This is a genomic window from Vibrio fortis (genome assembly GCF_024347475.1).
Lineage (GTDB): Bacteria > Pseudomonadota > Gammaproteobacteria > Enterobacterales > Vibrionaceae > Vibrio > Vibrio fortis.
The window spans coordinates 1,713,516-1,730,725 of record NZ_AP025487.1 but is presented as its reverse complement, the minus strand read 5'-3'; the positions used below and the strand labels follow the sequence as shown (position 1 = coordinate 1,730,725).

Below are 17,210 nucleotides of genomic sequence, written 5' to 3'. Positions count from 1 at the left end.
TTACAGTGCAATATAAATAAATTACCGCTTAATTAAACGATAAGTCAAATACTTCGCCATATTCATGGATATTTTACTTCTTTAGAGATAGGCGACTGAGACGAATCAGTAATACTACTGATTACGCCATTCGATGATTCTTAAATAATAGCTCACGGAAAGAAATTACGTTTAAAAAAACAAAAGGTCTTGAGCTATGTTCAAAAAGAAAACCTTCCTACAACTTGCTATGGGAGCAGCACTTGCTTCTGCTGCAATGGCAAGTTATGCGACCACTGATACAAGTCGTCCAAATATCCTAGCTATCTGGGGTGATGATATTGGTATCGATAACGTGAGTGCATACACTCGTGGGCAAGCCGGTCACTGGACGCCAAACATCGATAGAATCGCGAACGAGGGTGTTTTGTTTACTGATTTTTACGGTGATCAATCATGTACTGCAGGTCGTTCTTCGTTCATTACTGGTCAACACCCGATTCGTACTGGCTTGACGAAAGTTGGTATGCCTGGCGCGAAACAAGGCATGAAGCCAGAGGATCCAACACTTGCAACAATGCTTAAAGAAAAAGGCTACATGACAGGCCAGTTTGGTAAGAACCACCTTGGTGATTTGGACTCTCAACTACCGACAGAGCATGGTTTTGATGAGTTCTTCGGTAACTTATATCACCTAAACGCAGAGGAAGAGCCTGAGCATCCAGATTACCCGAAAATGCCGGGCTTTAAGAAAAAGTTTGGTCCTCGTGGTGTTATCCACTCATACGCTGATGGTCGTGTAGAAGATACCGGCGCGTTAACAATCAAACGAATGGAAACGGTAGATGAAGAAACGTTAGAAGCGGCTCTGGACTTCATCGATCGTGCGCATAAAGAGAACAAGCCATTCTTCTTATGGTACAACTCGACACGTATGCATGTATGGACTCACCTAAAAGAAGAGTCAAAAGGCATCTCTAAGCGTGGTGGCTTATACGGTGACGGAATGGTTGAGCACGACAACATGGTCGGCCAACTGCTTGATAAACTTGATGAACTCAAAATTGCTGACAACACGATTGTTTCTTACACCACGGATAATGGCGTAGAGAAATGGGGTTGGCCTGATGGTGGTACATCTCGTTTTTACGGTGAGAAAAACTCAACATGGGAGGGTGGCTTCCGCGTACCAGCTATGATGCGTTGGCCAAATAAGATCCCTGCTGGTTCGGTTGCGAATGAAATTGCATCACACCTAGATTGGGCTCCCACTTTTGTTGCTGCTGCGGGTGAGCCAAAGCTTGTAGAGAAGCTGAAGAAAGGCACCAAACTTAATGGCAAAGAGTACAAAGTACACCTAGATGGTTACAACTTGATGCCTGCGCTTAAGGAAGGCAAAAACACGACAGCTGACAATAACCCTAATTGGCCACGTAAGAACTTTATCTATGCGACAGATAACGGTGACATCTCAGCGATTCGTTTTGGCGATTGGAAAGTGATGTTCTCGGTGAACAAATGTCACGGTATTGAAACTTGGACATGTGCCTTTGAAGAGCTGCGTTTCCCATACATCTTTAACTTGCGCCAAGACCCATACGAGTCCGCGCTGCATGAAAGTACGGGCTACCAGAACTGGCGTGTAGAGCATTTACCTTACATGTACCTTGGTGCTGCTCAAACATACCAATTCTTGCAAACGTTCCAAGAATTCCCACCACGTCAAGTGCCGGGCTCTTTCTCAATCGACCAGATTGTTGAGAAGATGAACATCTGGCAACGTGCTCAGTATCAATAGAGTTGCGTTACAACAACGAGCATTTTCAAAGCAATACAGTCTATAAGACATAGATTTATTTGAACTTAAATTGCTCATCGGGAACAGGAGAGAGCGGCCAATGTGGTCGCTCTTTTTCGTTGTCTGGCAGTAAGCAGATACCGTAATACTACTGATTACCAAATGAGTAGCTTGATGAATAATGGATGCAGATAACCGATATAGGTCGGTGTTAGGGAAGTTGTTGCACAGTGAATGTGATTGAACGATAAGAGGAATAACAATGGCTCAATCAGCTCAACTCGATACCCTTGTGTTGCCGAAAGCAGCACCAGCACAGCGAATGAACATCATGACTAAGCCTATTGGGGCTGCATGTAATATTGACTGTACTTACTGCTACTACTTGAGCAAGGAAGAATTACTTGGGCATGAGCAGGGCTGTGCCACACAAATGAGCAAAGAGATGCTCGAAACCTATATTCGCACATACATTGAACAGCATAACTACCCAGAAATAGTATTTCACTGGCAAGGCGGCGAGCCAACTTTACTCGGTGTTAACTATTTTCGTGATGTTGTAAGCCTTCAAAAAAAGTACTGCCCAAAGGGCGTCAAAATAGAGAATAACATTCAAACCAACGGCACATTACTCAATGACGAATGGGGTAAGTTTTTAAGTAAAAACAACTTCCTAGTAGGTTTGAGTATTGATGGGCCGGAAATGGTCCATAATGCGTATCGCACCAACCGCGCGGGTCGTGGCACTTTCAAGCAAACAATGAAAGGTGTCGAGATTCTCCATAAACACAAGGTTAATTTTGCGACCTTGACTTGTGTGAACAACCTTACTGGCTCTAACCCTCTAGATGTTTACCGTTTTTTGCGTGATGAAGTTCGTTCACCACAGATGCAGTTTATTCCAATTGTCGAACCAAAATCATTTCGTGATACCGCACCACAGAAGTGGTCAGATGAAGACGTTATTTTTCAAGGGATGCCAGAAACTGAGCCTAATCACCCGAACTCAATTGTTGAATCGTGGTGCGTATCGGACCATCAATGGGGTGAGTTTCTATGCACCATCTTCGATGAGTGGTTAGAAAACGATATCGGTAAAGTACATGTGCCGTATTTTGAAGCATGTGTTGAAACATGGATGGGTCGAGTTAATCCTCTTTGTACTCTTGCTCCTATGTGTGGAAAGGGTTTGGCTATCGAGCACAATGGTGACGTGTTTGCTTGTGATCATTACGTATACCCAGAGTATAAGCTTGGAAACATCAATGATGCGCAGTTAGAAGAGATGCAATTCTCCCAAGGCCAAGAAGAGTTTGGGCGTGCAAAAGAGGCGTCACTTCCAAATCAATGTCGAGCGTGTACATACCAATTCGCCTGTTTTGGTGAATGTCCCAAAAATCGTTTTATCAAAACATTGGATGGTGAATCAGGGTTGAACTACCTGTGTGCTGGTTGGAAGCGATTCTTCTCACATATAGATCCTTACATCTCAATGATCGTAGCGACGATGGGATATCCCGTTAACAAGGGAATCAATCACGACGCAATCAAGATTCAATTTAACAAGTAGGGCGGTACCCATGAAATTAAAGCAAACATTACTATTATCTTTGGCACTGCTAACTCAAGTCACCCATGCTCAACAAGATGTTGCAGCTACTATTGAATCACTGTTTGCACGTACATCACTAGACGCGATGCTCGAAGTCGCCTCTCAGACAAAAAGTGAACGTTATACTGAATTTGCGACCTTGTTTAATTACTGCCAGAAACTGCCAAACGATGACAAATGCGGTAAAGAGTACAACGTAAAGCGCGAGAATTACGAAGTTGCAAAAGCCAATCACGATGTATTGATAATGGCGCAGGACCCTGAGTTTATTGGTCTGCTAATGCCTGCATCAAACTATCCTGAGCTTGTTCATGCACTCAAAGCATTGGGGTATTTATCTGTTGAGTCGAGTGCGAAAAACGCTAAGCACGAACAGGTGATGGTTGCATTAAACCGCTGGCTTGAAGCACATAACTTCTCGAAAACGGAGCAGATTTACTTCATGCACGCGTTACTTGTGAGAACAGACGAGTTGTCAAAGCAGCTCATTGAACAGCACTCAGCTCAAAGTAGTTCGGCATTATCAAACGTCGAAAGCGAGTCTAATTATGGCTAGAGGAAAACACCGCCATAGTTGGGCAAAGGGTGTTTGCTGCATTGTAGGAATAGTTGCTTGTTTTACTTCGCAGGTAGTGGTTGCTGCAAGCTCCGCTTCGAGTCAGAACTATAGTAATCAGGCGAGCGCCGCATCCGGTCATCGTGAACAACTATTAGCAGAATATTCGCAAGATGAAACCTTAGAGTTAGAACAGCGTGCAGCAGCGACTGTCAACTTAGGGATGCATTACGGCCCGAATGCGATCATCGCTGTTGCGCGTGCATCTCGATCGACGGATGTTGAAATGCGTTTAGCGGCAATACAAGCCGCTGATCAGTGGCAAGGTAAAGCGAAGTGGGACGTAGTTGCTCCGTTGCTCAATGACGATAACGTTCTGGTACAGAAAGAAGCGGTAAGAACACTGATTGTATTGTGGCCCGAACTTAAAGGTGACTATTTAGACATCTTGACTTCTGCTGTAGAGCGACACCTCAGTCGTTTGCCTATGGATATTGATGGAGATTTGGAACGAGCTTGGATCTACAACATCCGAAATGAGCGCCAGAAAGCGACAGACCTCTATTTCGCAATGCAAAACCGATATCACGATCCTCGAGTCTCAATTGTTTATGCCGATTTTTTGAAGAAGTCTGGCAAAGAGAGCGAGGTAATATGCGTGCTCAACCAAGCCCTTATAGAATTCCCTGATTCCGCTGCGCTTCATTATAGCCTTGGGCTTGCCTATTTAAGGGCTGACAAGCGCCACGAGGCTCTAGTGGAATTACGCAGTGCCTATGAATTGGAACCAAATCGAGGCTCGTATGGTTACATTTATGCCACGTTGATTCGCGATGAAGATCCTAAAGCGGCAGCTTCAATATACCGCTCTATCTATCAACACCGAGCTCAGCCAGCATATCTTTATGCGCTGTGTGAAACGCTGTTGCTTGATGGTCAGGATGCGACCCTCTGTCTGAACGAATTACAAAGTGTAGCGCCATCAGACGTGGTTTCTCAGCTGAAGAATCTATCTCAATCCAAATAACGTTCGCTTTAGTCGCTTCAGCGCTGAGCAACTTCATCAGTTTTATAAGGTAATGTGATGTCTACAGAGACGTATACAGTGATTCACGATGTGATTGAACGGACTAACCAGTCGATCATCGGCCAACAACATGTAACGAAATCGATGATGATCGCATTGCTTACAGGCGGTCATATTCTCTTAGAGGGGCTCCCTGGTACGGCAAAGACTCGCGCCGCTAAAGTGTTGTCAGAGCTTATCAATATGGACTTTAGCCGAGTTCAATTTACACCGGATTTGTTACCTTCAGACGTTACCGGTACGCAAATGTATCATCAAGAACGAGGCAGTTTAGCGTTTAAACCCGGTCCTATTTTTAGCTCAATGGTTTTGGCAGACGAGATAAATCGTGCACCCGCTAAAGTACAAGCGGCACTGCTGGAAGCGATGGCCGAGGGAACCGTGACGGTAGCGGGTGAGACTCGCGTATTGCCAGAACCTTTCCTTGTAATTGCGACACAGAACCCTATAGAGCAAGAAGGGACGTACCCATTACCAGAAGCGCAACTGGATCGTTTTATGATGAAAGTGCGAGTCGATTACCCCGACAATGAGGCTGAAATGGCGATCATTGATTTGGTCCGAGAAGAAGAGCTGTGTATCAGTGAAAACACCTCTAATTTAGAGAGCGAAAGCCAAAGCGCCAAAGATAAAGCTTCTGAAATTGATTCATCACATTCGGCATTTATGGGGCGTATTGAACACATAACTGCGGGTAAAGAAGCCGTTAAACGAGTGCATAGTTCTCAATCCATCAAACAGTATATTGTTGACCTTGTGATGGCAACGCGTTTCCCACATCTGTATCCAGACTCTCGTTTAGAACAGTGGATTGAAGTGGGTGTAAGTCCTCGAGCATCGATCGCATTAGATAAATGCAGCAGAGCACATGCTTGGTTATCAGGACGTGACTATGTGACGCCAGACGATGTTCGATCTGTTGTCGTGTCGGTGCTGGGGCATCGAATTACACCGAGCTTTGAAGCTTTATCCCAGTCAATCAGTTCTGAGCAGATCGTCGACGAACTGTTGATGAATGTCGCTATCACTTAACCGGGCCATTGTCCCGAATTCCAACTTTAGATAAGTCCAGAAAATTAGTTAAGTTCCGAAAAATAGTAGGAGAGCGTTATGGCTCAGTCATTCGATTCTAGAGTCGCGGCGTCATTTGAATCATTAATGGCACTCAGACCGCAATCCACCGGGTTCTCACTTCCACCGTTGTCCAAGAGTCGTAGCCGTCAAGCGGGAAGTCATGTATCCAGTTATCGTGGTCGAGGTCTAAATTTTGAAGAGTTTAGGCATTATCAAATGGGTGATGATATTCGCAGTATTGATTGGAACGTAACGCAAAGGATGGGAGAGGCGTATATACGAGTTCAGAGTGAAGAGAAAGATCTGCCTATCGTATTAGTCGTTGACCAGCGTAGTAGCATGTTTTTCTCTTCGGTCGATACTATGAAGTCGGTTGTGGCGGCGCAAGTAGCTAGTTGTTGTGGTTGGAAAATATCTAAAGATGGCGATCGAGTTGCGGCGCTCATCTTTTCTGATCATCAACTTCAATGGTACAAACCGCAGCGTCAAGCAAGTCATGTCGCGCGTATTCTTCAATCTTTAGCACAAACGAATCAACTGTTGTTGGAGAGTCATACTAGCCAGTCTGGAGTGGGTCTTTCATCTGCGCTTAATAAACTCGCCAAGCTCAAGCTTAAAGGCTGTCTGATGCTGTTTATTTCCGATTTCAATGGTATTACTGAAACGGATGTACAGAGAATTCAATGGTTGAAAAGACATAATGATGTGATGGCGGTTGCGATCAACGATCCTATGGAAACGGAGTTGACCATTTCAGAACCTCTAACCATCAGTGATGGCTCGCTACAGCTGCCTGTTGATAGGTCGTTAAACAGTCAACTCGTCAACTATAACCAGGAGGTCAAGCGCGCCTATAGAGAGGTTTATGATTTACTTCGAACTGGTTCTTTGGATGTGATTCGTCTGAATACATCGGGTAATCATATTGCGTCGTTCATTAGCCAAGTAAACGGAGGTCGAAGTGTCTGACAATCGTGTGCTGTTAAAAGACTTTATTGACCCAACGGTGATTGTGGATGTCAGTTGGGCACCGACCACATTGGGTTGGAAGATTCTTTATACGATATTGGTGGTTTGGCTTTTTTGGAAGTTAGTTCATCGCTATCGCTGTTTCAAAGCAAATCAATATCGTCGCGACGCATTGGAAAAATTGAATCAATTAACTCGTGATAGACGAAACGGCATCATCGATGTCGACCAAGAGTTGTACCAATCAAATCGGATTCTTAAAGCCGTTGCGTGTCATGCTTATCCAAACTCTGATGTGGCTATGTTGTTTGGAGCCAAATGGTGTGATTTCCTCACGAATGTATCTGAGTTATCGCAAAGAGTAGGCCACGCAGCACCATTCAAAAACAATCAGGGTGGTGTGTTACTGGCTTGGCAACAAAATTTGTATACGTCAACCTCGACACATGATTGGACAGAGGCGCAACTCAAACAAATTCGTCAATTCGTAAAAGCTTGGATTAAATACCACCCCGGAGAGGTTCAATGATTGAATTTGAACATATGTGGGCGTTTGGACTTCTGCCTCTACCAGTGATTATTTACCTATCGCTCCCTATTTATAAAACCCCACAAAAGGCCATTAAGGTTCCATTCTTTAATACTTTGGTGCGCTATTTAGGTGTCAATGGTGAGCGAGGTACAAACGCGCTGAGTGCCGGAGCATGGCAACGGTCATCGTTGTTTCTTGGGTGGTTACTTTTAGTTCTCGCGGCGGCGAAACCGGTATGGCTTGGGCCTGAAGAAACAAGGGAACTTGCGGGGCGCGACATTATGATTGTATTGGATTTATCAGGTTCGATGGCAACGCGAGATTTTGTTGATTCTAATAAAGCAGAGCAGAGTCGATTGTCTGCATCAAAAAGCGTATTAAAGTCGTTTGTTGAACAAAGAGAAGCTGATCGCTTTGGTTTAATCATCTTTGGAGACTCAGCATTTTTGCAATCGCCGTTCACTATCGACCACGCTGCATGGCTTAGGTTATTGAATGAAACGCAACCTGCTATGGCAGGCCAGAGTACACACCTTGGTGATGCCATTGGTCTAGGGATTAAGACCTTTATTTCCGAGGTCAAAAACCAAGATAAAGAGACGTTACCCACGCGTGAGCATCTCATGGTTGTGTTGACAGACGGTAACGACACGGACAGCCTAGTTCCACCTATCGATGCAGCGAAAGTTGCGGCGGCGAATGGAATTAAAATACATATTGTGGCGATGGGTAACCCTGAAACTAGAGGGGAGCAGGCTGTTGATATGGAGACAATCAAGCAGATGGCCACGATAACCGGAGGAGAAGATTTCCTCGCCATGTCTACGAAAGAGCTGACAGCGATTTACGACACCATTAACAGGATGGAGCCGAGTGTTTTTGATAGTTATCGATACCAACCAAAGCAGAGCCTGCACTATGTTCCAATTTTGATGGCTTTTCTCTACCACATGTTGTTCATGCTATATCGCGTTGTTAAATATTCAGCCTTGGCCAGCGTGACAACCTTAAACAGTGTGACAAATAAAGAGGTGCAGCATGATGGATAATTTTCACTTCATACGCCCATTATGGTTGAGCCTACTGATTCCTTTCATCGCTGTAGTTTTCGTTAACTGGAAGAATAATTACAAGAACAAAGAGTGGGTGACACACATACCAAAGCACCTGTCGGATGTGTTATTGGTTGGGCAGAAGAGTCGCGGAAAGAACCTACCAATTCAACTTCTTGGGGTTCTTGGTTTGGTCGCTATTATTGTTGCTGCGGGACCAAGTTGGTACCGGCAAGCCTCCCCATTCGCTGAAGATACAACACCGTTGGTGGTGGTACTTGATGTGTCTGATTCAATGATGCAAAACGATCTCGCTCCAAGCCGTTTATACAGAGCTAAACAGAAAATTTCATCTCTGATTGAGTTGCAGGGAAAGGGAAAAACAGCGTTGATTGCCTATTCAGGGAGTGCGCATTTAGCGATGCCGTTGACTCAAGATATCGAAGTCTTTAAGCCGCTATTGCAAGCGATTAAACCTGAAGTGATGCCACGTGAGGGAAAATTTGCTCAATACACATTACCCATTGTCGATCAGATCATTCCAAGAGATAGCGTTGCAGCAACGGTGTTGTTGGTTACTGATGCGTTAAATCAGAGGGCGCTGTCTGAGTATCATGATTACTTTAACGCGAGAGGGTACCAACTTCTCGTTTATGGGATTGGTAACCCAAATGTTGAGAGTGTTCTACCAGTTGAAACCGAAAAGCTGTCGATGCTTGCCGAAGCTGCCAATGGGGAGCTAGTTCTATTCACGCCTGATGATCAAGATATCTTGCGCCTGAGCGATAAGGTTACTGCTTACGCTGAGCTATCGTCCAATCAGGCAGAGCCTTGGTTTGATGCGAGTTATCCGTTGGTTTGGGTATTGGTGATTCCTTATTTATTGTGGTTTAGAAAAGGTTGGCTCGTGCAGTGGAGTGTGTTTGGCCTGGCTTTGGCATGTTCTACTTATAGCCCTCAACTCTCTGCCTCAGAGTTTTCGATGACCGATCTATGGTTAACTAAGAACCAACAAGGGGCTTTGCATTATCAACAGCAAGAGTACTTAGAAGCCGCTAAGGATTTTCAAACTGAACTTTTAAAAGCAGGCGCTTACTATCAGGCGGGGGATTATGAAACGGCTCAGCAATTTTATATGCGAAGTGATACGTTACAAGGTCACTTAGGAGTGGCCGCCTGCCTTGCTCAACAAAAAGAGTTCGTCGCTGCGAGAGAACATTATCGGGATATTGTTAATCGCTATCCTAGCAATCATGAGGCGCAGCATAACTTAAAGGTGGTTGAAGCTGTTATCGCATATATTGATAAGTTCACTGAGCAACAATCAAAAAGCAATGAGCGACAAGTCAGTAGAGAGAATGGAGACAAACCACAGCGAGCCGATGGCGTTAAACAAGAAGTTGAAAAAGATCAGATCATTGAGGAACACCTGTCTGCAGAAGAAATTTTAAATGACCCGAACGCCAACGAAAAGTGGATGAAGCGCGTGCAGAGTGATCTATCTATTTATCTGGCTAAGAAGTTTTCGCTCCAGTATCAGCATGGGCAAGCAACAACAACGGAGTGGCGCGATGGAGAAGAATAATTGGGTTCAGTATCTCTTGGTTTGGCTTCTTTTCTTTTCCGCTACACTTTGTGCTCAGGAACACAGTACACCAACAAGTGACTCACACATCATAGTAAAAACTTGGATAAGCCATGTATCGAACAGGCCGGTTGCCCATGAGCAAGTTTTGGTTAACATCACTGTGATGACAGATACTTGGTTTACCAAAGGAACGCGAATACATCGCTTTGAGATAGATAACGCGATGGTGTTGACCAACAGCATGTCGACGATGAACTCAACGGAACGCCTAAACGGAAAAGTGTATTCGACACAGCATTGGCAAGTGGAAGTATATCCATTGAAAGGTGGTATGTTCAAAGTCCCCTCAATCACGATTGATGTTGTGACAAAAGGTGAACGAGGATCATTGCCACAGACGTTAATGACAGATGCGTTGGTTTTTGAGGTTGAAACAAACAACGCTCTTTTGAAGCTTGAACACTCATCTCTCCAACCCGGCTCTACGCTGGTAGGACACAATGCCCAGCTTTTGGAGGAGTGGACGATTACAAAGCAAAGTGCAGAGCAAAATACAGACCTTCAAATTGGAGATTCAATAGAGCGTAAGGTGACCCTATCAGCCGAAGATACGGTAAGTATGTTATTGCCTTCTGTTGTTAAAGCATTAAGCGAAAACAATGCGGATTTCATCAGCTTCCCTATTCTCGATAAGACACAAGATGAGATCGTTCGAGGTTTAAGGCTCGCCACCAAAACGCAAACGGCAACTTATGTGGTAAAACAAGCCGGTCAAGTCACTTTGCCTGCAATTACGCTAATGTGGTGGGATACACATAAACAGTCAATGCAGGTGCTGAAATTGCCAGAGAAGACATGGCAAGTGAGTCATACACTGGCTTCGTTTTGGGACATGTACAGTAGAGTTATACTGCTTACATTAGCTGCAGCACTCACTGTTATTTTCGGTTTAATGCGGCTCTACCACTACTTACAAAACCAATCTAGTAACGCTTGGTGGACACTAGCTGTTTCGATAAAGAGGCGAGACATCCCATTATATGAGACGTCAATGTATCGCATTTTGCTCCGCAAAGACCAACGTCGCACGTTAGTAAGGGGAAAAGAGACGTATACAGAACTAGATAACATTCAATTGAGGTATCGGGTCCATCAAAAACTAGGGACGTTTGTGATAGGTAATATATCGCGACTCGCTCTTGTTAAGTTGTCAGTTCTATTGGTTCTGCCGCACTAATTCTTAGGAGGAGGTTTCTTGATATAGGAACTTTGTGGAGTTTGATAGTTGAGTCCATCAAGCGTTCATGTAACAAATTGTTACACATTGCGATTGGGACAACTGTACTCTGTCGTTGTGTTAATTTCGGCCACACTGCACTATTCTCTATCTGAATTTTCCATACTTAAGTATCTACTTTATGAATCTGGCTCAAGTCGACCTTAACTTATTAGTCATCCTCAAGCACTTGTTAGAAGAGAAGCATGTATCGAACACCGCATTGGCACTCGACATGAGTCAGCCAACGATCAGTCGTTCGCTACAAAAGCTTCGCACAGTCTTCAATGATGAGCTGTTGGTTCGCGGAACTTATGGTTATGAGCTGACACCGAAAGCTGAGTCGATTAAACAAGATCTCACATCAGTGTTGGGTCGCTTGGAAAAGCTTGTAGCAGGGGACGTTTTTGAGCCCCAGAGTAGTGATGCAACGGTTCGATTCTTTGGTCTAGTTCCACAAATTTCACACCTGATGCCTAAAGTGATGGCGGAAATCCGCCGTCAAGCACCGAACATGATTGTGGATATTGATTCTATTCCTAAGCGCCACTTTGAGAGCTTGGTTTCAGGAGATGCACACTTTGTTCTTTCTACCCATGAACCGTCTAGTTCAGATCAGAACTTGTATCGTACCTTTGTCACCAGTCGCGATTATCGTTTGTTGATGAGTAAAGATCACCCGCTAGCGGATAAAGAGATCACGGTTGATGACCTCCTGAATAGTCAGTTAGGTCAGATTTCACTTCAAGGTGATAAAAAACTCTCTATCGAAAGTCGATTTAAAGATCTTGGGTTAATCGATAAGCAGCGTAAGTTATCAATTCCTGTTCAACTCTCTAATTTCAATGTGGCTCCTGATATTGCAGAAACGACCGATATCATTTTCCATTTACCAACGCCTTTCGCTCAGCAAGCTGCAAAACAGCGAGACTTGGTTTGTAAAAGAGTGCCAAAAGCTCTGCGCCATCCATCAGAAGATGTTTATCTATATTGGCATAAGCGTTTTCATAATGATCCGATGTGCCAGTGGATTCGACGTATTTTCAAAGAGTTATACGGTTAAATGCCATCACATCTACGATAGTTACCACTAATGTAAACGTATGTATTAATCAATATATGGATATGGAAGAGGATCTGTATTTGAAAAATAAATAGTCAGAATTACGATAGGGGATGAAACTTTCGTTGATGAAAATAGTAACCGAATGTCTAATGCAAACCATTATCATTTGTAAATAAAGACATCATACTATGACAGATCGTTCCCTTTTTTCTGCTAAGCCTTTAGCTATCGCAGTCGCTTTTATTTGTTCATCGGTTCCAACCGTCTCTTTTGCTAACAACGAGTCAGCAGAGACAGACGAGCAAATGGTTGTAACCGCAACGCGAACAGAAACGTTACTAAATCAAGCACCTGCTTCTATGTCTGTGATAACGGCAGAGGACATTGAGAACAATCCAGGTATCACGCTAGCCGACATCGTAGCGGATTCAACCAGCGTGGAATCCGACTTCGATAGCACACGAGCAGGGCGTCAGATGATCTCGATTCGTGGTATGGATTCGGATTACACCTTGATCATGGTAAACGGTCGTCGCTTGAGTTCTGCGAGTGCGATCATTCGTGGTAATGACTTTGACTTATCAACGATCCCAACAGAATCAATTGAGCGTGTAGAAATTATCCGTGGCCCTATGTCGGCACTGTATGGTTCAGACGGCATGGGCGGTACGATCAATATCATCACTAAAGCACCGGAGAATGATTGGAGCTCAACATTGAGCATGGACACTTCATCGCCGATGGATGGTAACGGTGGCCAAGAGCATTCTGTCGGCCTAACTACATCAGGCGCATTAATTGAAGATGAGTTGTTTGCTCGCTTTTCTGTAAACCAAACCAGTCGTGATGCGTGGCAGCCTTATTCTGGAACTCATAGCTCGGGTTACGACAGAGAAGATATTACCGCGCTGGAAGGTCGTGACACACTAAGCTTGTTAGCGAATCTAACCTGGTATGCAACCGACAACCAGACCATTGATATTGATTTAGGTTATAGCGATGATGAGCGTGAATCTGCTGCTGAGAGTTCAAGTTCTGTCATTGAATCTGACACGCGCGTTGTCAGACATAGCCAAGCCATTACGCATAGTGGATTCTGGGGTTGGGGTGATACTCAAGTTCGCTATTCTCGTGAAAATGTAACTGACAATGATGCAGCTGACCTAGGAAACAATTTTAGCAGCGACATCGAAGAGCTGACTCAGATTGTAGAGGCATCAGCAACGACTTATCTAGGTGATAGTCACACACTGACTTTTGGTATGGATTACCAACTGAGTAAGCTTACCAACAAAGAGAACTTAGTGAGCGGTGCTTCTGAGGCGTATCAAGGTGCGTTGTTTGTACAAGACCAATGGGAAATGACCGAGCAATTAACTGCTACGATTGGTGGCCGTTTAGATAAACATGAGCTTTACGGTGAAGAGTTTAGCCCACGAGTTTACATGGTTCATCAAACGACTGATGATCTGATTATCAAAGGTGGTGTGGGCAAAGCTTTTAAAGCGCCTACACTTACTCAGAACCAGTCAGACTACCAAGTATCGAGCTGTAAAGGCGGCTGTGTGTTGGTCGGTAATGAAGACCTAAAACCAGAGACCAGCCTAAACTACGAGCTAGCTACAGTTTATACTCAGCCACGTTGGAACGTTGAAGCGGCCTTATTCCGCAACGAGATCAATGACCTGATCGAACGTACCGAAGGCTATTGTCCAGATGGTGGTGATTGGAACGAAAGTGCACGTCAGTGTGAAGATTCAAATGGCAACCCAACGGGTAACCTTGGTGCTAAGACTTATCAAAATGTATCTGAAGCAATCATCCAAGGTGTTGAACTAGCGGGTGGTTTCCAGATCTCAGAACAATGGGATGTGTCGGGTAACTATACGTATTTAGATACGGAAGATAAGTCCACCGGTGAACAGTTGCTGGAGCGTTATAAGCATTCTGGCTTGGTGAAATTGAACTGGAGTCCTACTTACGATCTAATGGCGTTTGTGAGTGCGAGATACCGTGGTGAACGCCAGATTGAAACGGATTTAACACAAGATGCCTACACAACACTGAATATCGGCACGGTATACAATGTGAATGATTCTGTTCGTATTCGAGCGGGTATCACTAACTTAACGGATGAAGCCGTTTCTCAAGAACTAGAGTACTTAGGGTATGTTGAGGAGCCGCGCACTTACTACGTCGGGATGACTGCGGACTTTTAAGATCCAATTTCTAAGAACTACCGCCGTATTAAAACAGAAACGCAGGTCTTGAGGACCTGCGTTTTTTTGTTTTGTTCTTTATGAAAACAACTTTGACGTTAGTGGCTCGCTTTTTTCACACATGTGATGATCGCGTTCCCTGAATTTTGATCCCAAGGCGTCAGTTTTTCATAGTCGTGTTCGAACAAGTGAACATCGAAATACGGTTCTAATAATTGAACGATTTCTGCAAACGTAAATGCAACCATGGGATGTTCATCGTTCCAAATTTGCGTCTCACTACCTGTTGTTTTTTCGATACTTAGTTTGAGCGCTTGTCGATCGCCGCTACCCGAATAGAACCAACCTGAACGGAAGGTAAATGCATCTTGTTCTAAGTTGCTAGTATGACGCACAAACAGGTTGTTATTAATCTTGGCTTTATCGACAACATTAAAGCAGAAGATGCCATCTGGCTTCAATGCCGCATGAACACTCTCAATACAAGCTTTGAGATTCTCGATACCGTCGTTGTAATGAATCGAATAAAGGAAGCAAGTGATCAAATCAACAGGCTCATCGACTTTAAAGTAGCTCATGTTTTGTTGCGAAAACTGAGCTTCAGGACAGCGTGTCATAGCGATATCGAGCATAGGTTGATTCAAATCGAGCCCACTGCTGGTATAGCCGTAATCGATGAAGTGACGAACGTGCGGACCAGTCCCACAAGCTAGGTCGAGGTGAGTACGACCCGTATTGCCGAAGATCTGGTGTAATCGACGTACGCAATTACTTTGCGACTTATAGTCGATATCGAGACACATTAAATCGTAGTAACCAGAAAGATCGGTATAGAGGGCATTAGTACGCATATTGACCTGTAGTGATTTGCTTAACATTGAGGAAGTGGCGCATCGTAAGGGACGCATTTTAGAAAGAGAAACAAAAAGGATTTATCGTTACGACCAACAATTTTTCTGTGTCAGTTTGATAGCCATAGGTTCAGCTTATGGGCAAGTAGTGGGATTTTTTAGCGGGTAAGTCTCTGCTATGAAAGGCTTATCCCGGGTCTTGAATTATAAATAAGTGTTCAGTTATGCTCAGTGGTTCGTTCTAGTTATTAATCGAAACAATAATTGGAAAAGCACAAAGCAAAGGAATGGATTCAATGGAAATTAGAAAGGATGATTTGTCGGGTGGTGATGTGATAGCGCTCCTCGAAGAGCACTTGGCAGATATGTACGCTACCTCTCCAGCCGAAAGTGTTCATGCGCTGGATGTTGGCGCACTAAAGGCGTCAGACATTACGTTTTTCAGTGCCTGGAAGGCCGATGTTCTGCTTGGGTGTGTTGCTATTAAGGAACTTGAGCCTCAACACGCCGAGCTTAAATCGATGCGAACGTCTCGCCATGCAAGGCAGGGCGGTGTCGCCAGTAAACTGTTGCAACACGTGCTCGAGGTCTCTTCTTCACGTCAATATCAAACCCTCAGTCTAGAGACTGGCTCGGAAGAGTACTTTAAACCCGCTCGAAACCTCTATGAGAAATTTGGATTTCGCTATTGTGAGCCTTTTGCAGACTACAAGCTTGATCCTCACAGCCAGTTTATGACCATAGATATTCAGACAATATGACCACGTATTTATCTGGCTTCTCTCTTGGTCTGTCGCTGATCTTAGCGATTGGTTCTCAAAACGCCTTCGTATTAAAACAAGGTTTGAAAAATCAGCATGTATTCATTGTCTGTTTAGTTTGTGCGGTGTCGGACGCACTCTTGATAAGCTTTGGTGTGGCTGGGTTTGGCGCTATTGTTGAGAAGTTTCCACAAATTGAACAGATCGCTCGATTTGGGGGGGCGCTGTTTTTGGCTGTGTATTCTCTATTGAGCTTTCGTTCTGCCTTGACAGAGAATCATGTATTGGAAACCCATGTTCAAAGTAAAGGCTCTTTGTTTAAAGTGGTATCGGTGTGTCTGGCGTTTACTTGGTTAAATCCCCATGTGTATTTAGACACGGTTGTGTTGCTTGGATCGATTTCAACCCAGTATCAACCCAATCAGATGCAGTTCGCCATTGGCGCGATTACGGCATCATTTGTGTTCTTTTTCTCTTTGGGGTTCGGGGCACGCTTTTTTTCGCCACTATTCAGTCGTCCTAGGTCATGGAAAATATTAGAATTTTTAGTCGGGATTATGATGGCAACGATCGCGATTAGCCTCGTACTTTAATCACTACCAGTTTGAACAAAACGACTTAAGCCCACTGAATCTTATGATTGGTGGGCTTTTTGTTTCCCCAAGTTACGTCGTGTTTATCTGGCTCTTTAGACGTTGGTTGTTTTACAAAGATCAATATGCCTCTAGGTGTCTATGATTCTGTTTTTTGTCCTACACTTAAGCTATTGAATATCGTCAGTTAGCTAGGA

General features: G+C 44.2%; 15 protein-coding genes. 14 read left to right on the top strand and 1 reads right to left on the bottom strand.

Features of this window, described 5'->3' with window-relative positions:
* Window positions 1-196: 196 nt before the first annotated feature.
* The 12 genes from OCV50_RS07425 (at window position 197) to OCV50_RS07370 (ending at window position 14,808) form a co-directional block, all read left to right on the top strand.
* Window positions 197-1,777: an arylsulfatase gene (locus OCV50_RS07425; protein WP_390905071.1), complete on the top strand. Its 1,581-nt coding sequence runs from the start codon at window positions 197-199 to the stop codon at window positions 1,775-1,777.
* Window positions 1,778-2,039: 262 nt separating this feature from the next.
* A complete protein-coding gene (locus OCV50_RS07420; RefSeq protein WP_261902631.1) occupies window positions 2,040-3,347 on the top strand; it encodes an anaerobic sulfatase maturase in 1,308 nt (435 codons plus the stop codon).
* Between the two features lie 10 nt (window positions 3,348-3,357).
* On the top strand, window positions 3,358-3,945 hold the full coding sequence (locus OCV50_RS07415; protein WP_261902630.1) for a hypothetical protein: 588 nt from the start codon (window positions 3,358-3,360) through the stop codon (window positions 3,943-3,945).
* Window positions 3,938-4,972, top strand: coding sequence for a tetratricopeptide repeat protein (locus OCV50_RS07410; RefSeq protein ID WP_261902629.1), 1,035 nt, complete (start codon window positions 3,938-3,940; stop codon window positions 4,970-4,972). The genes OCV50_RS07415 and OCV50_RS07410 overlap by 8 nt, the downstream gene beginning before the upstream one ends.
* A gap of 57 nt (window positions 4,973-5,029) precedes the next feature.
* Window positions 5,030-6,064, top strand: a complete 1,035-nt coding sequence (locus OCV50_RS07405) for an AAA family ATPase (RefSeq protein WP_261902628.1) — start codon at window positions 5,030-5,032, stop codon at window positions 6,062-6,064.
* A gap of 78 nt (window positions 6,065-6,142) precedes the next feature.
* Window positions 6,143-7,075 (top strand): DUF58 domain-containing protein, encoded by a 933-nt coding sequence (locus OCV50_RS07400; protein ID WP_261902627.1) that lies wholly within the window; start codon window positions 6,143-6,145, stop codon window positions 7,073-7,075.
* Window positions 7,068-7,604, top strand: coding sequence for a DUF4381 domain-containing protein (locus OCV50_RS07395; protein ID WP_239840953.1), 537 nt, complete (start codon window positions 7,068-7,070; stop codon window positions 7,602-7,604). The genes OCV50_RS07400 and OCV50_RS07395 overlap by 8 nt, the downstream gene beginning before the upstream one ends.
* A complete protein-coding gene (locus OCV50_RS07390) occupies window positions 7,601-8,656 on the top strand; it encodes a VWA domain-containing protein (RefSeq protein WP_261902626.1) in 1,056 nt (351 codons plus the stop codon). Before OCV50_RS07395 ends, OCV50_RS07390 begins: the two co-directional genes overlap by 4 nt.
* The gene (locus OCV50_RS07385) at window positions 8,646-10,244 is read left to right on the top strand and encodes a vWA domain-containing protein (RefSeq protein ID WP_261902625.1); all 1,599 of its coding nucleotides are present in this window, start codon (window positions 8,646-8,648) and stop codon (window positions 10,242-10,244) included. The genes OCV50_RS07390 and OCV50_RS07385 overlap by 11 nt, the downstream gene beginning before the upstream one ends.
* Entirely contained in the window at window positions 10,231-11,484 is a 1,254-nt protein-coding gene (locus OCV50_RS07380) for a BatD family protein (RefSeq protein ID WP_261902624.1), read from the top strand. Before OCV50_RS07385 ends, OCV50_RS07380 begins: the two co-directional genes overlap by 14 nt.
* Before the next feature lie 181 nt (window positions 11,485-11,665).
* Window positions 11,666-12,586 carry a LysR family transcriptional regulator gene (locus tag OCV50_RS07375; RefSeq protein WP_239840943.1) on the top strand — a complete coding sequence of 307 codons (921 nt, stop codon included), beginning with the start codon at window positions 11,666-11,668 and terminating at the stop codon, window positions 12,584-12,586.
* 191 nt (window positions 12,587-12,777) lie between these two features.
* Window positions 12,778-14,808: a TonB-dependent receptor domain-containing protein gene (locus OCV50_RS07370; RefSeq protein ID WP_261902623.1), complete on the top strand. Its 2,031-nt coding sequence runs from the start codon at window positions 12,778-12,780 to the stop codon at window positions 14,806-14,808.
* 98 nt (window positions 14,809-14,906) lie between these two features.
* On the opposite strand, the gene OCV50_RS07365 is transcribed toward OCV50_RS07370, so the two are convergent.
* On the bottom strand, window positions 14,907-15,659 hold the full coding sequence (locus tag OCV50_RS07365; protein ID WP_261902622.1) for a class I SAM-dependent DNA methyltransferase: 753 nt from the start codon (window positions 15,657-15,659) through the stop codon (window positions 14,907-14,909).
* 296 nt (window positions 15,660-15,955) lie between these two features.
* On the opposite strand from OCV50_RS07365, the gene OCV50_RS07360 reads away from it, so the two are divergent.
* Window positions 15,956-16,420 carry a GNAT family N-acetyltransferase gene (locus OCV50_RS07360; RefSeq protein ID WP_261902621.1) on the top strand — a complete coding sequence of 155 codons (465 nt, stop codon included), beginning with the start codon at window positions 15,956-15,958 and terminating at the stop codon, window positions 16,418-16,420.
* Window positions 16,417-17,013 (top strand): LysE/ArgO family amino acid transporter, encoded by a 597-nt coding sequence (locus OCV50_RS07355; RefSeq protein WP_261902620.1) that lies wholly within the window; start codon window positions 16,417-16,419, stop codon window positions 17,011-17,013. Before OCV50_RS07360 ends, OCV50_RS07355 begins: the two co-directional genes overlap by 4 nt.
* The last annotated feature ends 197 nt before the right edge of the window (window positions 17,014-17,210 follow it).

What these genes read in the sequence shown, in the direction of transcription:
- OCV50_RS07425 (WP_390905071.1), top strand. Translation starts at nt 197, where the DNA reads ATGTTCAAAAAGAAAACCTTCCTACAACTTGCTATGGGAGCAGCACTT.
- OCV50_RS07420 (WP_261902631.1), top strand. Translation starts at nt 2,040, where the DNA reads ATGGCTCAATCAGCTCAACTCGATACCCTTGTGTTGCCGAAAGCAGCA.
- OCV50_RS07415 (WP_261902630.1), top strand. Translation starts at nt 3,358, where the DNA reads ATGAAATTAAAGCAAACATTACTATTATCTTTGGCACTGCTAACTCAA.
- OCV50_RS07410 (WP_261902629.1), top strand. Translation starts at nt 3,938, where the DNA reads ATGGCTAGAGGAAAACACCGCCATAGTTGGGCAAAGGGTGTTTGCTGC.
- OCV50_RS07405 (WP_261902628.1), top strand. Translation starts at nt 5,030, where the DNA reads ATGTCTACAGAGACGTATACAGTGATTCACGATGTGATTGAACGGACT.
- OCV50_RS07400 (WP_261902627.1), top strand. Translation starts at nt 6,143, where the DNA reads ATGGCTCAGTCATTCGATTCTAGAGTCGCGGCGTCATTTGAATCATTA.
- OCV50_RS07390 (WP_261902626.1), top strand. Translation starts at nt 7,601, where the DNA reads ATGATTGAATTTGAACATATGTGGGCGTTTGGACTTCTGCCTCTACCA.
- OCV50_RS07385 (WP_261902625.1), top strand. Translation starts at nt 8,646, where the DNA reads ATGATGGATAATTTTCACTTCATACGCCCATTATGGTTGAGCCTACTG.
- OCV50_RS07380 (WP_261902624.1), top strand. Translation starts at nt 10,231, where the DNA reads ATGGAGAAGAATAATTGGGTTCAGTATCTCTTGGTTTGGCTTCTTTTC.
- OCV50_RS07375 (WP_239840943.1), top strand. Translation starts at nt 11,666, where the DNA reads ATGAATCTGGCTCAAGTCGACCTTAACTTATTAGTCATCCTCAAGCAC.
- OCV50_RS07370 (WP_261902623.1), top strand. Translation starts at nt 12,778, where the DNA reads ATGACAGATCGTTCCCTTTTTTCTGCTAAGCCTTTAGCTATCGCAGTC.
- OCV50_RS07365 (WP_261902622.1), bottom strand. Translation starts at nt 15,659, where the DNA reads ATGCGTACTAATGCCCTCTATACCGATCTTTCTGGTTACTACGATTTA.
- OCV50_RS07360 (WP_261902621.1), top strand. Translation starts at nt 15,956, where the DNA reads ATGGAAATTAGAAAGGATGATTTGTCGGGTGGTGATGTGATAGCGCTC.
- OCV50_RS07355 (WP_261902620.1), top strand. Translation starts at nt 16,417, where the DNA reads ATGACCACGTATTTATCTGGCTTCTCTCTTGGTCTGTCGCTGATCTTA.